At 65.0% G+C, this 18,729-nt stretch carries 21 protein-coding genes; 8 read left to right on the top strand and 13 right to left on the bottom strand.

Annotation, left to right across the window (positions count from 1 at the left end; all coding sequences use genetic code 11):
• Positions 1–54 precede the first annotated feature (54 nt).
• Positions 55–753, bottom strand: coding sequence for a RibD family protein (locus ACFOJ9_RS22655; RefSeq protein ID WP_378981475.1), 699 nt, complete (start codon positions 751–753; stop codon positions 55–57).
• 352 nt (positions 754–1,105) lie between these two features.
• Here ACFOJ9_RS22655 and ACFOJ9_RS22650 point away from each other — a divergent pair, with 352 nt between their 5' ends.
• The 4 genes from ACFOJ9_RS22650 to ACFOJ9_RS22635 all read left to right on the top strand — a co-directional run bounded on the left by ACFOJ9_RS22650 (position 1,106) and on the right by ACFOJ9_RS22635 (position 6,433).
• Positions 1,106–2,053 (top strand): substrate-binding domain-containing protein, encoded by a 948-nt coding sequence (locus ACFOJ9_RS22650; RefSeq protein WP_109660434.1) that lies wholly within the window; start codon positions 1,106–1,108, stop codon positions 2,051–2,053.
• 226 nt (positions 2,054–2,279) lie between these two features.
• Positions 2,280–3,845, top strand: a complete 1,566-nt coding sequence (locus ACFOJ9_RS22645; protein ID WP_378981473.1) for a sugar ABC transporter ATP-binding protein — start codon at positions 2,280–2,282, stop codon at positions 3,843–3,845.
• Positions 3,842–4,858, top strand: a complete 1,017-nt coding sequence (locus tag ACFOJ9_RS22640; RefSeq protein WP_378981471.1) for an ABC transporter permease — start codon at positions 3,842–3,844, stop codon at positions 4,856–4,858. Before ACFOJ9_RS22645 ends, ACFOJ9_RS22640 begins: the two co-directional genes overlap by 4 nt.
• A 285-nt stretch (positions 4,859–5,143) precedes the next feature.
• Positions 5,144–6,433, top strand: a complete 1,290-nt coding sequence (locus tag ACFOJ9_RS22635) for a hypothetical protein (protein WP_378981469.1) — start codon at positions 5,144–5,146, stop codon at positions 6,431–6,433.
• Between the two features lie 36 nt (positions 6,434–6,469).
• Here the strand turns inward: ACFOJ9_RS22635 and ACFOJ9_RS22630 are convergent, their stop codons facing one another.
• The 4 genes from ACFOJ9_RS22630 to ACFOJ9_RS22615 all read right to left on the bottom strand — a co-directional run bounded on the left by ACFOJ9_RS22630 (position 6,470) and on the right by ACFOJ9_RS22615 (position 8,688).
• Positions 6,470–7,048, bottom strand: coding sequence for a hypothetical protein (locus ACFOJ9_RS22630; RefSeq protein WP_378981467.1), 579 nt, complete (start codon positions 7,046–7,048; stop codon positions 6,470–6,472).
• A complete protein-coding gene (locus ACFOJ9_RS22625; protein WP_378981465.1) occupies positions 7,045–7,638 on the bottom strand; it encodes a hypothetical protein in 594 nt (197 codons plus the stop codon). The genes ACFOJ9_RS22630 and ACFOJ9_RS22625 overlap by 4 nt, the downstream gene beginning before the upstream one ends.
• Positions 7,635–8,225, bottom strand: coding sequence for a hypothetical protein (locus ACFOJ9_RS22620; RefSeq protein ID WP_378981463.1), 591 nt, complete (start codon positions 8,223–8,225; stop codon positions 7,635–7,637). Before ACFOJ9_RS22620 ends, ACFOJ9_RS22625 begins: the two co-directional genes overlap by 4 nt.
• Before the next feature lie 100 nt (positions 8,226–8,325).
• Positions 8,326–8,688, bottom strand: coding sequence for a hypothetical protein (locus tag ACFOJ9_RS22615; protein WP_378981461.1), 363 nt, complete (start codon positions 8,686–8,688; stop codon positions 8,326–8,328).
• A 185-nt stretch (positions 8,689–8,873) separates the two neighbouring features.
• Between ACFOJ9_RS22615 and ACFOJ9_RS22610 the strand changes: the two genes are divergently transcribed.
• Positions 8,874–9,176, top strand: a complete 303-nt coding sequence (locus tag ACFOJ9_RS22610) for a hypothetical protein (protein ID WP_378981459.1) — start codon at positions 8,874–8,876, stop codon at positions 9,174–9,176.
• A gap of 357 nt (positions 9,177–9,533) precedes the next feature.
• Here ACFOJ9_RS22610 and ACFOJ9_RS22605 read toward each other — a convergent pair whose 3' ends face one another.
• Positions 9,534–10,238: an XRE family transcriptional regulator gene (locus ACFOJ9_RS22605; RefSeq protein ID WP_378981457.1), complete on the bottom strand. Its 705-nt coding sequence runs from the start codon at positions 10,236–10,238 to the stop codon at positions 9,534–9,536.
• A 209-nt stretch (positions 10,239–10,447) separates the two neighbouring features.
• Here ACFOJ9_RS22605 and ACFOJ9_RS22600 point away from each other — a divergent pair, with 209 nt between their 5' ends.
• Positions 10,448–10,705: a hypothetical protein gene (locus ACFOJ9_RS22600; protein ID WP_378981455.1), complete on the top strand. Its 258-nt coding sequence runs from the start codon at positions 10,448–10,450 to the stop codon at positions 10,703–10,705.
• 94 nt (positions 10,706–10,799) lie between these two features.
• Positions 10,800–11,468 carry a GcrA cell cycle regulator gene (locus ACFOJ9_RS22595; protein ID WP_378981453.1) on the top strand — a complete coding sequence of 223 codons (669 nt, stop codon included), beginning with the start codon at positions 10,800–10,802 and terminating at the stop codon, positions 11,466–11,468.
• A 286-nt stretch (positions 11,469–11,754) separates the two neighbouring features.
• Here the strand turns inward: ACFOJ9_RS22595 and ACFOJ9_RS22590 are convergent, their stop codons facing one another.
• Both ACFOJ9_RS22590 and ACFOJ9_RS22585 read right to left on the bottom strand, forming a co-directional pair.
• Positions 11,755–12,063 (bottom strand): DUF982 domain-containing protein, encoded by a 309-nt coding sequence (locus ACFOJ9_RS22590; RefSeq protein WP_378981451.1) that lies wholly within the window; start codon positions 12,061–12,063, stop codon positions 11,755–11,757.
• Positions 12,064–12,171: 108 nt separating this feature from the next.
• On the bottom strand, positions 12,172–12,453 hold the full coding sequence (locus tag ACFOJ9_RS22585) for a DUF982 domain-containing protein (protein ID WP_378981449.1): 282 nt from the start codon (positions 12,451–12,453) through the stop codon (positions 12,172–12,174).
• Between the two features lie 241 nt (positions 12,454–12,694).
• Between ACFOJ9_RS22585 and ACFOJ9_RS22580 the strand changes: the two genes are divergently transcribed.
• Positions 12,695–13,288, top strand: coding sequence for a DUF6456 domain-containing protein (locus tag ACFOJ9_RS22580; RefSeq protein WP_378981447.1), 594 nt, complete (start codon positions 12,695–12,697; stop codon positions 13,286–13,288).
• 84 nt (positions 13,289–13,372) lie between these two features.
• On the opposite strand, the gene ACFOJ9_RS22575 is transcribed toward ACFOJ9_RS22580, so the two are convergent.
• The 5 genes from ACFOJ9_RS22575 to ACFOJ9_RS22555 form a co-directional block, all read right to left on the bottom strand.
• A complete protein-coding gene (locus ACFOJ9_RS22575; protein ID WP_378981445.1) occupies positions 13,373–13,681 on the bottom strand; it encodes a hypothetical protein in 309 nt (102 codons plus the stop codon).
• A 440-nt stretch (positions 13,682–14,121) separates the two neighbouring features.
• Positions 14,122–16,104: an acyltransferase family protein gene (locus ACFOJ9_RS22570; protein ID WP_378981443.1), complete on the bottom strand. Its 1,983-nt coding sequence runs from the start codon at positions 16,102–16,104 to the stop codon at positions 14,122–14,124.
• Between the two features lie 296 nt (positions 16,105–16,400).
• Positions 16,401–16,694 (bottom strand): hypothetical protein, encoded by a 294-nt coding sequence (locus tag ACFOJ9_RS22565; RefSeq protein ID WP_378981441.1) that lies wholly within the window; start codon positions 16,692–16,694, stop codon positions 16,401–16,403.
• A gap of 161 nt (positions 16,695–16,855) precedes the next feature.
• A complete protein-coding gene (locus ACFOJ9_RS22560) occupies positions 16,856–17,932 on the bottom strand; it encodes an ABC transporter ATP-binding protein (protein WP_378981439.1) in 1,077 nt (358 codons plus the stop codon).
• Entirely contained in the window at positions 17,929–18,729 is an 801-nt protein-coding gene (locus ACFOJ9_RS22555) for an ABC transporter permease (RefSeq protein ID WP_378981437.1), read from the bottom strand. The genes ACFOJ9_RS22560 and ACFOJ9_RS22555 overlap by 4 nt, the downstream gene beginning before the upstream one ends.

The raw sequence follows: 18,729 nt of genomic DNA, 5'->3' as shown, positions 1-18,729 counted from the left end.
CAGGGCCGGTAATCTCAGTCAGATTGCCGGCCCTTGTACGAGGCGGTCAGCGCATCATTCAGGGGTGACGGCGTAGCGCAGATGGACGAGCCCATGCGCCAAAGCCTCGCAGCTCTTCAGGGACAACTGCGTCTTGCCTGGCAGGCCGCTGTCGCCGAACTCGACAAAACCCTGGTTCGCGACGCGTCCGTCGATCGCGGGTGCGACGAGAAGGCTCAACTCATCGACGAGTCCGGCCGCAAGGAAGGAACCGTTGATGCCGGCACCGCCTTCGAGCAGCAGCCGGCGGATGCCGAGTTCCCGTCCGAGCACCTCGAGCATCGCGGCGAGATCCATGTCCGCCGTTTCCGCGACGACATAGGACACGCCGTCGGCGGCGAGCTCGGCCAGATGGCTGTCGGCAACGTCATGCCCAAGCAGCACCACGACATGATCGCCGCCGATGTCCGGTTTGGAAAAGTGAAGCTTGCCCGAGGCATCGAGCGCCACGGCATAACTGCCCGCATCCCTTTGCGCGAAATGATAGGGCCGGTCGACCTTGCCGACATGCGCTGGCGGATGCGCGCCGGCCTTGCTCATCTCGGCCATGGTGACGCGGCCAACCATCCAGGCGTCGCCGGCGAGGTCGTTGTGGATGTGCTCGTAGAGGCTCGACCACTCGGCCCGGGTTCCGTCCGGACTTGTCGTGTAGCGGCTTGGATGGAGGCTGCCGTCGAGTGATGCGAGCATGTGGCAGATGATTTGCGGCTTCATACGGGTTCACCAGATCACAAAAGCTTCGCGAGTCAGTCCAAGGTAGTGCCGGGCAGAGGGAATGGAAGCCAGGCGCCTCAGGGAGATGTTGCCCACGCCGCAAACCAAAAATCCGACAATTCCGATAAATTGCCCGGCACCTCTGTTATATCGATGTTGCACAAATGGTTGACCCTGGGTTAGCATCCCCGTGCAGGCGTCGGTGGGAGGCTCTTTTTACAGCGGCGGCCAGCTGGAGCGGCATGCGTTTTCGGGCGCAGGGAGGATGCTCCAACATTTTGAACCGACGCATGATCCTTCCTGAAACCGATCCCGGTTTTCGGGGTCGTGCGTTCCTGTGGAGGAGGATCCCATGAACAGACGCGAATTCCTGCTGTCGTCCGCGGCCTTTGGCGCCATGATGCTTGCCGCACCCTCGGTGTTTGCGCAGGACAAGCTCACCATCCTGGGCTCGGTGCCCAATCTCGGCTTTCCGTTCTTCGTGCACATGCTGAACGAGATCAAGGCCGAAGCCGCCGCGCAAGGCGTCAATTTGACCGAGAGCGACGGCCAGAACTCGGCCACCAAGCAGACCGCCGACATCGAGGCGGCCCTGGTGCAGAAGGTCAACGCCATCGTCATCTCGCCGCTCGACGTCAACGCGCTGGCGCCGGCAATCGAGGAAGCGGTCAAGGCCGGCGTTCCCGTGGTGACGATCGACCGCCGCGTCGACGGCGTCGAGGGCATTCTAGCCCATGTCGGCGCCGACAACGTCAAGGGCGGCGAGGCGGAGGCCAATGCCATGGTGGCGGCATTCCCCAACGGCGCCAAGATCTTCCATCTGCAGGGCCAGCCCGGTGCCGGTCCGGCGATCGACCGCAACAAGGGCGTCCACAATGTGCTCGATCCCCTGAAGGACAAGTACCAGATCGTCTTCGAGCAGACCGCCAACTTCGCCCGCGCCGAGGCGCTGTCGGTGACCGAGGCCGGCCTTGCCGCCAACGGCAAGCCGGACGCCATCGTCTGTGCCAATGACGACATGGCGCTCGGCGCCATGGAGGCCTGCGCGGCGCGCAACTTCACCGACGTCAAGATCTACGGCTTCGACGCGCTGCCGGAAGCACTGGTCGCGGTGCGCGACGGCAAGCTTGCCGGCACGGTCGAGCAGTTCCCCGGCGAGCAGTCGCGCACGGCAGTGCGCATCGCGGTGGCGTTCGCTAAGGACAAGACAGAGCCGAAGGAGAAGCTGGTGCTGCTGACGCCAATCGTCATCGGCAAGGACAATCTGGACAAGGCGGAGCGGATTGGCGAGACGAAGTAGTCGGGCGAGGCCGGCGGGACAGCACCCCCCTCTGTCCTGCCGGACATCTCCCCTCAAGGGGGGAGATCGGCTGTTCACCCTGTTTTCGCCAGGTCACAAACGTTGAAGGAAAAGGTGCCGCCGGTGACACTGCCAATCTCCCCCCTTGAGGGGGAGATGTCCGGCAGGACAGAGGGGGGTGTTCAAGCGCTGACGAGCGATATGAACTGCATGGAAGGAGCAACCATTGTCGCCAGCTGAAGCCGCATCGCCTGAACCCATCCTGCTTGCCGTCGAGGGCATCACCAAGCATTTCTCGGGCGTGACCGCGCTCAGCGACGTCTCGCTCGACATCCGCCCCGGTGAAATCCTCGGCCTGCTGGGCGAGAACGGCGCCGGCAAATCGACGCTGCTGAAAATCCTGTCGGGCGTCATGCCGCCCTCCGGCGGACATATCGTTTTCGACGGCGCCGACTATCACCCATCCAGCCCGCAGGACGCCAAGCGGCTCGGCATCGTTACCATCTACCAGGAGCTGAGCCTGATCCCGACGCTGACCGTGGCGGAGAACATTTTTATCGGCCGCGCGCCGATCGGCCCGCTCGGGCTGGTCAGCTGGAGGCGGATGGAGCAGGACTCCCGCGCGATCATCGCCCGCGTCGGCCTATCGATCGACCCAAGGACGCCGGTGTCGGCGCTGTCGGTGGCCGAACAGCAGCTGGTAGAGATTGCCCGCGCGCTGTCGCTGAAAAGCCGGCTGATCATCATGGACGAGCCGACCTCGGCGTTGACCGAGACCGAGGTGCAGCGGCTGCTGTCGATCATGGACCGGCTGCGCAAGGACAAGGTCGCCATCATGTTCGTCACCCACCGGCTGGAAGAGGCCTCCGCCATCTGCGACCGCATGACGGTGCTGCGCGACGGCAGGCTGGCCGGACATCTCAACCGCGAGGGCGGACCGATTGCGCTGCCGAAGATCATCGAAAAGATGGTCGGCCGTGCGGCGTCCGAACTCTATGCGCGGCCGGTACTGCGCGCGGTCGCCGGCGATGTCGTGCTGTCGGTGCGCGGATTGCGCACCGTGCGCGACCCCGAGGCGCCGCACGCTATCGTGCTCGACGGCGTCGACATCGACCTCAAGGCGGGTGAAATCCTCGGCGTTGCCGGTCTGGTCGGCTCGGGCCGCACGGAACTGGCGCGCGCCATTTTCGGCGCCGACCGCATCGCGGCAGGCATCATCACGCTCGACGGCAAGCAAATCGCCCCGGCGTCACCGGCGGATGCGATTGCGCTCGGCATCGGCCTTGTGCCGGAGGACCGCAAGCATCAGGCGATCTTTGCCGCACTCGGCATCCTGCCGAATTTCTCCGTCGCCTCGCTTGGGCATTTCAGCAACGGCTTCGGCTTCATGATCGAACGGCGCGAACGCGATGCACTGGCCGGTTTTCGCAAGATGCTGTCGATCCGCATGGCGTCGGCCGAGCAGGCGATTGAGGGCTTGTCGGGCGGCAACCAGCAAAAGGTGATCCTGGCGCGGTGGCTGGCGCGCGATCCCAAGGTGCTGATCGTCGACGAACCGACGCGCGGCGTCGATGTCGGCGCCAAGACCGAGGTGCACCAGATCCTGGTGCAGCTTGCGGCGCGCGGCATTGCGGTGATGATGATCTCGTCCGAACTGCCCGAAGTGCTGGCGGTGTCGGACCGCATCGTCACCATGCGCCGGGGACGCATCACCGGCCAGATGCCGGGCGTCGAGGCAAACGAGGAAAGACTGATGGAACTGATGGCACTCGACCGCAAGGAGACACAATGAGCGTGGCGGGGGAGCGGGACCAGCGCGGCGGCATCAATTTCGCGCGGCTGCTGATGAGTTTTGGGCCGCTGCTGTTCCTGGTGGCGCTGATCGTCGTCTTCACGGTGCTGAAGCCGAGCTTCATGGACCCGATCAACCTGTTCAACATCACGCGGCAGATCTCGATCACCGGGTTGATCGCGCTCGGCATGACCTTCGTCATTCTCACCGCCGGCATCGACCTGTCGGTTGGCTCGCTGCTTGCCTTCTGTGGCATGGTCGCCGCCGTGGTCGCCAAGGGCGGCTCCGCCAACACGCTGTCGCTGTCGACGAGCGGTACGCAAGGGTTTGGCTGGTTCGCTGCCCTTTTGGCCGCCGTTGTGGTGGGAGCGGCCGCAGGCGGCGTGCAGGGGCTTGTCATCACCCGGCTGAAAGTGCCGCCCTTCGTCGTCACGCTGGGTGGGCTGACGGTGTTTCGCGGGCTGACGCTGACCATCTCCAATGGCGGCCCGATCTCGGGCTTCGACGCCTCGATGCGCTGGTTCGGCACCGGGCTGATCGGCCCCGTGCCCGTGCCGGCGCTCATCTTCGCGGCGGCCGCCATTCTGTGCCACATCGTGCTGCGCTACACGCGCTACGGCCGCGCCGTCTATGCCGTCGGCGGCAATGCCGAGGCGGCAAGGCTGTCGGGGCTGCGCGTCGACCGCATCCTGGTCTCGGTCTATGTCATCGTCGGCTTCTTCGCCGGGCTTGCCGCCTTCGTGCTGTCGGCGCGGCTGAATTCATCGGAAGCGGTGGCCGGCATCGGCTACGAGCTGACGGTCATTTCGGCCGTCGTCATCGGCGGCACCTCGCTGTTCGGCGGCATCGGCTCGGTCGGCGGCACAGTGGTCGGGGCGGCCCTGATCGGCGTGCTGCAGAACGGGCTGCAGTTCAACAACGTGTCGTCCTACACGCAAAGCATCGTCATCGGGCTGATCCTGATCCTGGCGGTGGCGTTTGACCGGTGGTTGAAGTCGCGGGTGCGAAGGTGAGGTGCAAAGGGGGCTGTTGGCGCCCAGGCACCCCCCTCTGTCCTGCCGGACATCTCCCCCGCAAGGGGGGAGATTGGCAGCTTCGTCTTCGTTGCTTCTTCTTCAACTTTGAAAATTGGCGAAAGCAGTCATGACATCCAATCTCCCCCCTTGCGGGGGAGATGTCCGGCAGGACAGAGGGGGGTGCCTCGCACCTTCGCTTGCCGGGTGAAGCTCACCCCTTCCTTGCAAAACAATCATGCTTTGCTAGAAAGGCCGGGGCGGGTGGCATCGTGAGAGAACCTCATGTTTGCCGACATCATCAGACCGATCACCTTGAGTTTTTCGCTGCTGCGGCGGTTCTGGCCGCAGCTTGTTGCACTGGTGCTGGCCGGCGTGCTGGTCGGCGATCTCCTCATGCAACTGGCAGCGAAGGTGGCGCTCGCCAATCATTTTGCCGGCTTGGCGATGCTGACGCTGGTGGCGTTGGCGCAGCTGGTGGTGACGGTAGCGATGTTCCATGTGCTGCGCCCCGGCCTGCCGCATGTGCTGGCCGCGCAACGCGCCGCCGACAAGGCCGCAACCACTGAGGCGCAAACGGAGCCGGGCGCAGCAGCGGACCGGCGCGGCTCGCGGCTGGTGCGGATGATCACCATCGCGCTGCTGCCCTTCTTCGCCTATTATGCCGCCTGGGGATTTCTGGGCGACATCGTGCGCCAATATTCGCGCGCCACACTCGACCAGGCCGATTTCGGCCAGAGCGCCAATGTGCTCGACGTGCTCGATTCACGCTGGCTGCTGGTCTCGGTGGCGGTGTCCTGGCTGATCCGCCGGCTGGCCAAATTCATGCAGACGAAAACGAAAGCCACCTCATTCTGGCAGATCGTGGTGGTGATCTGCGAGACCAACTGGATCTTCGTCGGCCTCTATGTGATCAGCTGCTGGAAGGACAGCGCGCTGCAATGGCTGATGAGCCGCAATTTCTGGTCGGCCCTGCAAGCGTCTGCCGACGGGCTGGCGAACCCGGTGCCGATGGCCTCGGCCGCACCCATGGTGCCGGTCGAGATTACCTCGATCGCGCCTTCGACGATGGCGATAAACCTGTTCTTCTTCATGCTCCTGCCGCTGATCTGGCTGGTGATGGCGGCGCTGATCTATGGCTATGACGTGCGCGACGACGCCGCGCTGATGCGCGTGCATGGCCGGCTGGAGCGCGCCGGCCAGCGCTATGCCGGCCTGCCGAAATTCCTGCGCGATTTCGTCGAGCATTTCATCGCCGGCTACCGCTCGCGCTATCTGCCGATCGCCAACGGTGTGCGGCTGACGGTCAGTTCCAGCCTGGTGCTGTTGTGCACGCTGGTCGTCGGCTACCGCCTGCTGGACTGGGGCGCTGCCTGGCTATGGCTGGGGGCGACGCGGCTGATCGGCCCGCACGAGCTCGACGTCTGGCAGATTTTTTCGCACGGCGTGACGCTGCTGTTCGGCAGCCCGTTCCAGGATTCCTCCACCGGCATCCTGATCGAGCCGCTGCGCATATGCTTTCTCGCCGCCGTGCTTGAGACGGCGTTTTCGATGGCGAAGCGGGCGGGGAAGTGAGCTCTCTTCTCCCCGTAAACGGGGCGAAGGACGCTGTCATTTCGGCGGCCTCTGAAAACGCAGGAACCAGGGCCGTTCGCTGCCCAAGCCAACAGCCGGGCGGATGGTCTTGACGGCATCCTCGGGCACGATGAAGGTCTCGCCGATGGTGATGACGTCGCCCTTTTTGGCGCCGGAGAAGATCGCCGAGGTGCAGTTCATCACGCCGTCCGGCAGGCCGACGCCGGAGATGAAGTCGGGCAGCCAGCGGCGCCCGGCGGCATCGGTCAGCATCACCTTGCAGCCCAGCCACTGCTTTTGCAGATCGGGGTCGCCAACGGTGACGGAAAAGGTGGCGATGACGGCGAAGGCATGTTCGGGCAAGCGGCCGGCCTTGCCGCCGCGCAGGTCGGCCAGCCGCCAGTCGCTGCCGCCGAACGGCATCGACTGGCCAAAATCGACATCCCTGGCGATGAGGTCTTCGCCGTGCAGCCATTCGCGCACGCTGTCATAGCTGATTTCGGCCAGCGTCAGCGGCAGCAGGATGGCGAGTGCGACAAGACCGCGCCGGCGCCATTTTGTCTCGGCCTGTCGGTCATCGGCGGCTGGTGCGGCATTTGTCGAAACTGCGGTCATGTCTTGCCTTGCGCCGGGCCATCGAGATCGAATAGCGGCAGGACATCCGCGGGCTGGCCATCGGCGCCGGTCGGCAATGCGTCGAGCCGGATTCGGGCCTGGGCGTCGAGCGGGCCGAACCGGCGCGCGGCGACCAGCAGGCTGGCGCCGGGGATCTGGTCGGGCGGCACCTCGAAGATGAACAGGCCGCTTCTTTCGAGACCTGGATCGACGGCATGCGGCGGCATGTCCTGGCGATAGCTGAGCCGTTCGGTCTGGTGGTAGCGCAGGCCGGTCGGGCCTTGCCAGGTGCCGTCGGCGACCGTGGTGGAGGTGCTGGTGGCGGCGAGACTGGTCGTCACCACCGCCCACAGGCCGCTCGTGGTCAGAAGCCTGGTCTGGCCGAACTGGTCGGTCTTCAGCGTGCGGGCAAAGATGACCTTGTCGAGGCGGACATCGAAGCTGCGCGCCCGCACCATGTCGTGCATGGCGCCGTCGAGCGGGATCGGCGCGGTCAGCTTTGCATAATGCGGCTTGGAAACCTGCATGCCATAGCTCAGCGCCACGGTCGTGCAAAGGATCAGGAGATTGCCGATGGCCCGGACCTTCATGAGCCGCCTTCCGGCGAGTCTGGCAGGTCGGCAACCGGCAAGGTGACGGTGCCGAGCCGAGTGGGATTGAACCAGCCGGGCGTGCCGTAAAGGTTGTCGCGCGGCTTGAAGACCTCGGCGGTGATGCCGAAGCTGAGATTTGCCGGCACGATGGCGTCACGGGCAAGCGGCCAGACATAGGCCATGCGTTCGGTCATGCCGGGATGCAGTTCCGGCGTCAGCGTCTGATCGCGGGCCAGCGCGACCATCGGCAGGCCGTCGGGCAGAGCGAGGCCGTCCGGCGTGAAGACGTTGAAATAGGCCTTGTCGGATTGCGCCGTGCGGTTGGTCATGTCGGCCTCCAGCACCAGCGCCTTCTGGCCAGGTTTCAGCGGCACGCCATGGACCTTGGCACGGCTGACATAGGCGCGCACCGGCTTGAGATGCCAACGCCCGGCATCGATGGCGGCATCGGGCGGCAATTGCGGCGGGGCGTGAGCGGGCAGGGCGCCGAAGGCCCCCATCAGGCCGGCCACAAGCAGCGCGGCGATGGTTCCCGCGCCGGCCGTTATCCAGGTCTGAAATCTTGAGCGGGCAGTCTTGAACATTCCAAACTATGCACGTCGAACGATCAGCCACCCACGCGCAGTTTAGAAAGAAAGTTTGGCTGATGGAACCCGCAATTGGCAGGTGCCGGGTTGTCGCGCCTCACGCCGCCTCCAGCGCCCACAGAAAATGGCCGTACCGGCGGAAGTAGCGCGCCACCTTGCGCTGCTGTTTGGCTCTGATCAGGTCGGGCAGGCGCCGCTCCTGGCGCCAGCGCGGCATGTTGCGCCAGCAGGCGATGAAGCGGGCGGCGTCCTCGATGGCTTCCTCGGCCGACAGCGCCGGGCCGATCGCCGCCACGAACAGCGCCTGCGACTGCTTCAGCTCGTCAATCACCGCCTTGCGCCTGATATGATCCAGGCGGGCGTGGGCGATGCCGTTGCGGCGGATGGCTTCGAAAGCGTCGAGGAGGGCAGGGCTGTCGCCGGTGTAACCGCAGGCGCGGGCGAAATCGGCGGCGTCCATCGTCACTCCCAAGCCTGATGTGGCGGTGGGGTTCGAGCCCCGACTCACATTTACGAGTTGATATAAGCATAACTCAAATAGATGTAGAAGAAAACTTTTGGGACTGTTTGAAAACTGCGACTCGACTCCCGGCGCAAAACGCAGGAATATGCGAACAAATCAGGAACAAAGGAGCAGGAGGGGCGATGGCATTGCCGGGCAGGGAACCAGTGATCGCGCATGTCGCCTCGATCTCGGTCGAGTGCGCCGATTGCGGCCGCAATCGTTGGTGGCGGCCCGATCAGCTGAAGCGGTTCGGGGTGACGGGCAATACGCCGCTGGCCGCATTGTCGGGCCGCATCGTCTGCTCGGCCTGCCGCGCCGACGGGCTGCCGGGGGCTGCGGTGTCGATCCAGGCGGCGTTCATCGACGAACGCCAGCGCGTGCGCAGCGAAGCGCAGATGCTGAGTGACCGGGAGGTGCCGCTGGAGGGATCGCGGCGGGCTTGAAGGGGGAGTGTGCCAAGGAAGTACGGGCGGACCGAACTGGCCGGATTTAGTTCTGTTTGGTGGTGCCTTTCACCCTGGTCGCGGCCTGGATCCTAGGGTCTCCGCGACGCCGCTTCGCGGCTGCTTCGCCCTAGGATGACGAAGGGAAGTCGGCTTCGGCTAATCTGCCAAGTCGCGCTTTCCATCTGCTGGTCTCGGGTCTTTGCGGTTGGCCCTCAGCCTCCGTGATTTCGTCATCCTAGGGCGGAGCAAGGAGCGAAGCGACGCGGCGCAGACCCTAGGATCCATGCCGTGACTCCTGAGAGATCCAACGGCTAAAAACCAAGTGCGGGTTGGTACGCCGGACGGCAAGAACCCTCAATACCCCAGCAATTCCTTCAGCGGAATCACCCGCCAGACGTGCTTTATCGCGTAGCGGTTGAAGGTCAGGGTCTTCGGCGGATTGTATTGCTCGACAACCAGCTCGGCGGCGGTGCGCTTGACCAGCTTCTTGATGAAGGCCTTGCCGTTGCGCTCGTTTTCTTCCGGGAAGGTCTCGATTACCACATGGTCGCCGGGCACGGCGTCGCGGCCGCCGCAATAGAGCATTTCGCCGGGCTCGTAGCGCGGCACCATGGAATCCGACAGCACGTGCAGCGCAAACACCTTGCGCAGATGCGCGATGCCGGGCGGACGCTGGACATAGCCGGCGATCTCGCCGTTGAAGGTGAAATCGCCATCGTCGCCGCCGACCGCCGCGCCGAGCATCTCGATATCCATCGACCCGGCGGGCAGGGGGGCGGCATCGGTGACGATCTCGGCGTCGGCGACCGGGCCGGCATCGTCGAGGAAGACGACCTGCCCTTGGCCCAGCGCCACCGGGTCGACACGCAGGAAGGCTGCGGTCTTCAGCAGGTTCTCGGTCTTGGGCAGGTTGCGGCCGGTTTCCCAATTGCCGACGGCGGCGACATCGGTGTCGTTGTGCTCGGCGATGTGGCGCATGACCAGGCCGCGCTGCTTGCGCGCCTTGCGGATCGCCGCCCCGACCTTGATCGACAGTTCCGTTTTTGCCATGGCGCCCATGTGAGCGATGAAAGCGGCTCTCGTCTATGAAAGAATGGCTTGCATCTATTTTTGAGTTATGCTTATATATGGTCATGCAAAACCTGTCCAGCTTTGAAGGCGCAAGAGCGCCGGCCTCACACGAGGCGCATCCGGCGACTGTCGCCGCTCATTCCCTTCCGTCACGGCCGTCCTCCTCCCCGGCCGGGACGAAGCCCGAGGCTCAGTGTTTGGCTGCCTCGGGCCCGGTCCGCCCGTCACTGGCGGCCGGAACGGCCAGAGCCGCCGCTCCCAGCGGCTCTGGCCCCCAATTCGACCGGCGCGGCGCCGGTCTGCCCGCCAGGTCGTGTATCCGCACGCAGGACGGCACCGTCATCCTGTTCGACAGACCGACTGGCTGGGCGGTTTCCGCGCCCGACAGAAAGACGGCCGAGGCGCGGCTTTCGCGCCTCGTCGAACCGGCCGGGCTGCGAACCCGGTCCGGCTGAGCCGGCGCCAGCCGGCCCTCGAACTACACAACCCTGAACTCTGGCGCTGCCTGACGGCGCGCGGCCGAAGGCAGAACTTTGGATGGAGCCTGGAATGGCAAGCTATACCGACGCGGAATTGCAGGAGATCGCCCGCTGGCTGAAGGAAGGGCTTTCCGCCTCCAGGATTGCCGCCGCGTTCAGCGCGCTGCGCGGCAGTGCGGTGTCGCGCAATGCCATTATCGGCATCGTGCATCGCAACACCATGCTGGGCGCGATCGGCTTTGCCAATGGCAAGGGGCTGCCGATCGGAGCCAAGCTTGCTGCACGCAAGCGCGCGGCGAGCAAGCGGGCGACCGGAATATCGGCGAGTGCGAGGCCGGCCGCCGGCACGATCGACGCCGCGCTCGCTGTCGCCGGCATGCGCAAGGCGGCCGCCAAACGCGACGCTTCGCCGGCCTGGCTGCCGCCGCGCCTGTTCGTGCGCGAGGTGGGCGTGCTGATCGCCGACGGCGAGGCCTATCGTTTCAAAGTCCCGGTGCCGCCGCGCACGCCCGTCGGCCGCCAGCCGCATGGCGTGGCGATGCGCTTCATCGACTGCCTGTTCAACCGCTGCCGCGCGCCGCTGGACCTGACGCTGGAAGAGGACTCTGAGAACGATGCTCCAGGCGGCCGGCCGGGCGCCGACATGCTGTGCTGCGGCATGCGCACCAAGGCGCTGAAAAGCTATTGCACCTACCACCAGGCCCGCTTCCAGCGCCGCGTTTTTGAAGCGGTGGGGTGAGGCGGTGGGAGCAGCCCTGCGTTAATTTTGGAGGTATCGCCAGCCCCCTCATCCGGCCCTTCGGGCCACCTTCTCCCCGCTGGGGAGAAGAGGGAGGCGCCGGCGCTGCAAGTCTCCTCTCCCCTCGGGGGTCCGAGGGACGGGCGAGACACGCGGCTCGCCCCGGAATGGTCAGCCGAGCGAAGCGGAGGCTGGGTGAGGGGGCCTCGCAGCCTCGGCGTCATCGGGGGCTGATGGCCATGAAGGATCCGAGATGAATCAAGCCCTAAACAAAACCGCCGCCGCCCTATTTCGGCGCCTGCCGGCCCTGTTTGGGCATACGGCTTTGAACGGTTCTGGCCTCCATCGTCATGTCCAGGCTGTCTCCGTCGACCAATATGCCGGTCACCCGGGCAAAGCCGGTGAATACTTTCATGGCGTCGGCTTCGGAAATCTGCGCGGCGATTGCGGCGCTGCAGGCGTTGAGAGCGCTGCGGTAGACATGGCCGCGCCGCTCAAGCGGCCAGCGCTGCAGGAAATCGGCGGCTTCGCTGACGGTCTCGATCTCTTCGATCTGCTCGTCCATCCGCACCTTAAGCGGGACTCCGGTCTTCATCGTACCCACGGCGTTCACCTTCGCTTTACGCGCGGCTTAACCTACCGCCCTTTTAAACGCGCCGCGCCGCCGGGCGGTTGCATCAATTTTTCGGCCGGCACGCGCCTCTCACGGGCTGGCCACGGCATCCAGCCAGTCATGGGCACGGCTCTTCGGCTTGGCCACCAGTATGTTCTGTTGCCTGGCCGCCCTGGTGAGGGCATCGAAGGCGATGCGCTGGCAGCAGGTGCCGTCGACGGCGAGCGCCACCAGCCGTGCCGCCTCGACATAGGCCGGCGCGGTCTTGTCGGGCCATTGCTGGCTCAGCGCCCTGGCAGCTTCGGCCACCGAGCTGACCAGCATGGTTTTGTTGTCGCAAAAGCGCAGGGTAACCGGCATGAAGGCTGTCATCGGCGAACCTCCCCTTGGCATGGACGCGACATAACGCCGAAAATTCGCGCTGGTTCCATCAAACTGGATGCGGGCGGCAAGGAGGTGGTGCTCTCCGATAGGTCGGCGGGACAGCGCCCCCCTCTGCCCTGCCGGGCATCTCCCCCCTCGTGGGGGAGATGCCCGGCAGGGCAGAGGGGGCGCGAAGGATCGCCACCTTGCGAGCCTCCATCCCGACCCAATCCCCAACCAGGAGCCACCCATGCCCAAAAACACCAGACCCGCCAAACTGCAGGCGCCGAAACTGCCGAAGGGCGAGGCCGAGCAGGTGCGTATTCGCCGCGAGGTCGGCCATGATTTCGCGCTCAGGGATGACGCCTTCGGCCGCAAGCGGCTGGCGGCCGGGACGCTGGAGGCAAGGCGCGTCTACGAGGTGTCGAATGACGGCTACACCACCACCGGCGGCATCGTGCGGGTGCGCACTATCGACCCGCTGCTGGGCATCACCTCGCTGTCGCGCCAGCAGCGCGAAGCCGGCCTGCGCTACCGCGAGGACTTCCGCTGCAGCCAGCAGGCGAGCGTCAAGCCGATGCGCTGGAGCGAGCGCGTCGACGGCGGCCGCCATCGCGGCGGCATTGCCGACAGCGTGCTGGACGCCGGCCGCGCCCATGCCGCCGCCACCAGGGCGCTAGGCCATTGGGAGGTGGCCGCCGTGGTGCGACAAGTCTGCTGCGCGGAAGGCTCGATCAAGGGCGTGGCCGAGCAGACCGGCGAGGGCCGGGATGTGGTGACGAAGCTGCTGAAGGTCGGGCTGGATTTGTTGGCGGTGCATTATGGGATGATGATGGGGCGGTGAGGGGTGGGGGATGGGTCAGAAGGTTTGTCACGTTCCAACCTCTTGAAGGTGGCTCCGCTCAAGACATCCAGGAACGTGCATTGGCTACCGAGACTCATCCACGACGATCTTGGTTGGCTTTGGTAACCGAAACCGGCGCAGCACTACGAGGCCGGCCGTGAAGGTTATGATATGGATCAAGATGCCAACGTGTGCCAAAGGTTTGGCTGCCTCCACATTTCCATCCCAGTAGTGCTCGACCAGGAACAGCTTCGCATCGGATAAGACGATGTATAAGCCCATTTCCAAGATGAAAACTCCGGTGAACACGAGAAACCTTGGCAAGAACGCTGTCCTCGGCGCAACCGTGCCAATAATAACCGCGATAAAGAATCCTATGATAAGCGGCGTCATTGGATTCTTAGTAATATAGATGTGAAACACGTAGGCGACCTGCGAAATGACGACTGCTCCAATCAAAGTGCGCCAATGCAATGACGTTGATTGACAACCACTTCAGCGAATCCATTGCAGCCATCCCTAGTCGGCTTGCCGTTGGCTGGTGTTGGGGCCGGGCTTGAATGCACTGGGCAACGGGTCGGTTTGACAGCCTGCCAGCAATAGAACTGCGACGATTTGAAGTTTCTTCACGATTGGTTCCCCCGGAAGTCCCGCCCAATCAATCGTAAAACCGAAGACGTTCAAGTGTATCAATATTAGGCCAACAAAGTTGCTCCGAGGGCGAACGCCGCGCCGCCCCTCATCCGCCTGCCCGTCCTCCGCAGCAGCTGCGCTGCAGCTGCGGAGGGTGGACCGGCACCTTCTCCCCGTGAACGGGGAGAAGGGAACGACCCTCAAAACAGCGCCCTCTCCAACGGCCCCTCCAGCGTCTCCGCAAACGCTGTCGCCAGATGATGCCTGTCACGAAACGCGAGTTGGCCGCCGATAACGACGTGGCAGGCGGTCGCGCCACAGAAGCGGTCGGTGAGGTCGACGTAGAGCGTGTCGGGCACGCTCATAACGACCGCGCGTTCGGTGGCGGCGGTGCTGTCGTTGGCGGCGTCCGCCCTTGGCGTGTCGCAGTGCGGCGAGGGTGCTTCGCGCCACCACAAAGCGCGCGCCACGCAGGAGTCGGCGAAGCTGGCGTTGATCGGCGTGTCGCGGATGACGGCCGTCTCGACGCCGGCCCGGCTGAAGGCCTGCAATGTCGAGCGCAGACCGGCCTGCCAGCGCGCGGTCTCGGCGGCGCGGGCGGCGGCGGGCAGGTCGCGCGTCAAATTGCCGATGGAGAATTCCGAGATCACCACCAGGCGCGGCCTGGCCTGGATGATGTCTGCTATCGCCTGCTCGCGCCACGCGTCGCATTCGGTGTAGTCGCGCTTCAGTACGGTGTTGAAGGTGGAGAGCCGCGAGGCGCGACACGATGATTTGAGATAGGTGACCACCTTGGTGTCGTTGCGCTTGGCCGCTTCGATCAGCGGCGTCGACCAATGGTCGGCATGCGAATCGCCGAACAGCACGACGGTGTGGGCGGCGTCCGCCGCGCCGAACACGCAGGGTTTGGGCGTCACCGTTTGGAAGTCGGCCAGGCAGCTCTTGTCGAGGGCGCGCGCAATGGAGGGTTTTTCGGCCGCCTGCTCGATGCCGCGCTGCTCGGGGCCGATGTTGCGCTCAGCCAGATGCGCATTGGCATAGGCGACCGCCACGCCGGCACCGGTCAGTGCCAGCGCGGGAACGAGCGCCCGGGCGCCTGCGGTAAGCCAGCGGCCGCGCCGCGCCGGGTTCTCGATCAGATGATAGGTGAGCACCGACAGCGCCAGCGCCAGCACGCCGCAGCCGAGGCGCTGCGGCACGGTGAGATCCGGCGCCAGCATCCCGGCATAGACGATGACCGGCCAGTGCCAGAGATAGAGCGAATAAGACAGCGTACCGATCCATTGCAAAGGCTGCAGCGACAAGGTGGCGGCCGGGCCAAGGGCCTGCCAGTTGGTGAGCCCATTGGTCCGCCTGTAGGTCTGCTCTTGGCCCACGCCGCTCAGCAATACCAGCACGGTGCCGGCAACCGGCAGCAGCGCATACCAGCCGGGGAAGGGCAGGTCCTCGCTCAAGCAGAGATAGGCCGCCGCGATCAGCGCCAGGCCGAGCCAGCCCAGTGCAGGCCGCAGCCAGGCGCGGCGTTGCAGCAAAGCCACGGGGACCAGCGTCGCCAGGCCGCCGGCGGCGAACTCCCAAGCGCGCAGCGGCGAGAAATAGAAGGCCCAGGCCGGCGCCGCGCTGGTCAGCCACAGGCAGGCGGCGAAGGAGGCGAGGCCGGCCACCCCAATCACCGCCACTGCCATGCGCCGGCCCGGCCGCAGCCAGGCGGCCAGCAGAAGCAGCGCCGGCCAGGCCAGATAGAACTGCTCCTCCACCGACAGCGACCAGAAGTGGATGAAGGGATTGCTGGTGGCGTCAGCGGCGAAATAGTCGAACGACCAGCGCAGCAGCCACAGATTGATGGCATAGGCGGAGGCGAACATGGCGCCACGCGAATAGAGCGCCTGCTCCTGCGGCGCCAGGATGAAGTAGCCGGCTGCCAGCGTCGCCAGGATGACGAACAAAGCTGCCGGCAAAAGCCGCCGGGCGCGCCTGGCATAGAAGCGCCACAGGTCGAGCCGGCCGGTGTCGCCGATCTCCTGCATGAGGTGGGTCGTGATCAGCCAGCCCGATATGACGAAGAAGATGTCGACGCCGGCAAAGCCGCCGGGCAGCGCGGTGAGGCCGAAATGATAGGCGACGACGCCGCCGACGGCGAGCGCGCGCAATCCTTGTATGTCCGGCCGGAACGATGCTGCCACGGAGGCTCCTTCGTGTAAGCCCAGCCCCAGATCCAGCCCTTTGCCAGTGTCGGCCGGGCGGGCTGATATCGCAACGCAACAAATTTATCGCAGTGCAACATGACCAGAATGGGGAGGCGGGAATGGGGCGGGCCGCCGGCGAGCAGGGTGGCTGATCGGCGGGCGTCTGTTGACGGCGATAATGCCGTCCTATCCGCAAATGTCGCGCTGACCTCGCAGAAAAGAGATCTTCCGCGCCCCATGCAAACGCAAAACAGCCCCGGTCGGGGCTGTTTTCTCGTCGGTCCGGTGGGCGCTTACTTGCTGCCGCCGTTCGCTTTCACGCTGCTGCAGAATTCCGGATGGCTGTTGGCCGCAGTGGCGTCCTTCGCCTCGTCCTCGCAGGCCTTCATCATCGCGGTCTGGTCGTCCGGCGTCAGTGCCTTCCAAGCCTTCACGAAGTCGTCATTGCTGACCATCGTCTTCATGCCGGAGTCGGTGTAGAAGGGCTGCATCTTGGCCGGGTCGTCGAGAGCCGACGTTTTGGCAAACGCCGCGCCGCCGACGATCGAAAGCGCCATGGCGCCCAAGCAGATCATCTTGATGTTCAAACTTTTTCGAATTTTTCTCGTTTCGGCCAAAGTGGGATTCCATGACAAGAATCATTTGCCGCGCGATAAAGATTGCGCGGTGCCTTGCTGTGGCGCGATGTGCATACGGGCCACTGTTTGCCGCGCTGGGGTCTGCTCCAGGCAATCAATCAATCGGCATCTCAGGCAGGAAACAGGAACGCCGCCGCCGGATCGAAAAAGACCGGCCGGCTGCAGGGCGCTAGATTCTGCGACTGCATCGCGGCGGAGGTCGGCCTGATGTCGACCCCCTCGCCGCCGGCGGTGCGCGCGACGATGCGCCGGCGCTCGCCGTAGAAGGCGACATCGACGATCTCGACGTTGAGCTCCGCGTTCGCCGGGCTCCGCTCCATGCCAAACGCTTCCGGCCGGATCATCAACCTGGTCTTCTGGCCTTTGCCGAACGTGCCGTTGGCCCTGACGCCGGAGACGACCGAACCGTCGGCCAGCCGGATCGTTGCCGTGCCATCTTTGGTGTCGAGATGTTCGGCGGCGAGGAAATTCGAATTGCCGATGAAGCCGGCGACGAAATCGGTCGCCGGCCGCAGATAAAGGTCTTCGCCGCTACCGGTCTGCTCGATGCGGCCGTCCCGGAACAAAGCGATTCGGTCCGACAGATGCAGCGCCTCCTCCTGGTCGTGGGTGACGTAGAGGATGGTGACGCCGGTCTCGCGATGGATGCGGCGGATCTCGCCCTGGATTTCCTCGCGCAATTTCTTGTCAAGCGCCGACAGCGGCTCGTCCATCAACAGGATCGGCGGATCATAGGCCAGCGCGCGGGCCAGGGCCACGCGCTGCTGCTGGCCGCCAGACAGGGCGCCGGGCAAGCGCGCGGCGAAGCTTTCGAGCCGCACCAGAGCCAGCATGTCGGCGACCTTCTTCTTCACCTCGGCCTCCGGCCGGCGGCGCACCCGCAGCGGAAAGGCGACGTTCTCGGCCACCGTCAGGTGCGGGAACAGCGTGTAGCGCTGGAACACCATGCCGATGTTGCGCTTGTGCGAAGGCACGGCAAGCAGCGACTTTCCTTCCAACTCGACATCGCCGGAACTCGGATCCTGGAAGCCGGCGATGGCGTAGAGCGTCGTCGATTTTCCCGAACCCGACGGTCCGAGGAAGGTCAGGAACTCGCCTCTGGGTATGTCGAGGGTGACGTCGTGCACGGCGGTGATCGCGCCGAACGCCTTGCGCAGATTGCGGATGGAGAGGAAGGGCTGGGTCATGTCTTGACCTTTCGCTGCAGCAGCGCCGTCACCACCATCAGGGCAAGCGTCAGCCCAACCAGCAGGCTGGAGGCGGCGGCGATGACCGGGCTCAGATCCGAGCGCAGACTGCCCCAGATCTTGACGGGCAGGGTTTGCAGGCTGGGGCTGGCCATGAAGATCGCCACCACGACTTCGTCCCAGGAGGCGAGGAAGGAAAAGATCGCGGCGGAAAAGATGCCGATGCGGATCGACGGCAAGGTGATCCGGAGCCTGGCCTCGAGCGGGCTGGCGCCGCAGACGATCGCCGCGTCCTCGATCGACTTGTCGAAACCTTCCAGCGCCGTGGCGATCGGGATGATGGCGAAGGGCAGCGCCAGCACGGTGTGGGCGATGACGAAGCCGATGGTGGTGCCGCCGAGGCCAAGGCGCAGGAAGAAGGCGTAGATGGCGATGGCGAAGACGACGACGGGCAGCACCATCGGCGTCAGCAGCAGGCCGCGCAGGATTTCGCGCCCGGCAAAGCGTCCGCGAACCAAGGCGAAGGAGGCGAGCAGGCCGATCACCACGGCCAGGATCGCCGTCATGGTGGCGATTTTGGCGCTGGTCAGCGCCGCATCAAGCCAGGCCGGGTCGGCAAACAGCTCCTGGTACCATTTGAGCGTCCAGCCTGGCGGCGGAAAGGCCAGCCAGCGCGACGAGCCGAAGGAGAGCAGGACGATGAAGACGACAGGCAGCAGGAGAAAGCCGGCGACCAGCGCGGTGAAGCCGAGCAGGGCAATCTTCAGCCATCCCATGCGGTCATAGTCGAGCAGCAT

The sequence above is a fragment of the Mesorhizobium cantuariense genome, from assembly GCF_042647205.1.
GTDB lineage: Bacteria > Pseudomonadota > Alphaproteobacteria > Rhizobiales > Rhizobiaceae > Mesorhizobium > Mesorhizobium cantuariense.
The sequence above is the reverse complement of the archived record's forward strand: the minus strand, read 5'-3'. Positions and strand labels throughout refer to the sequence as shown.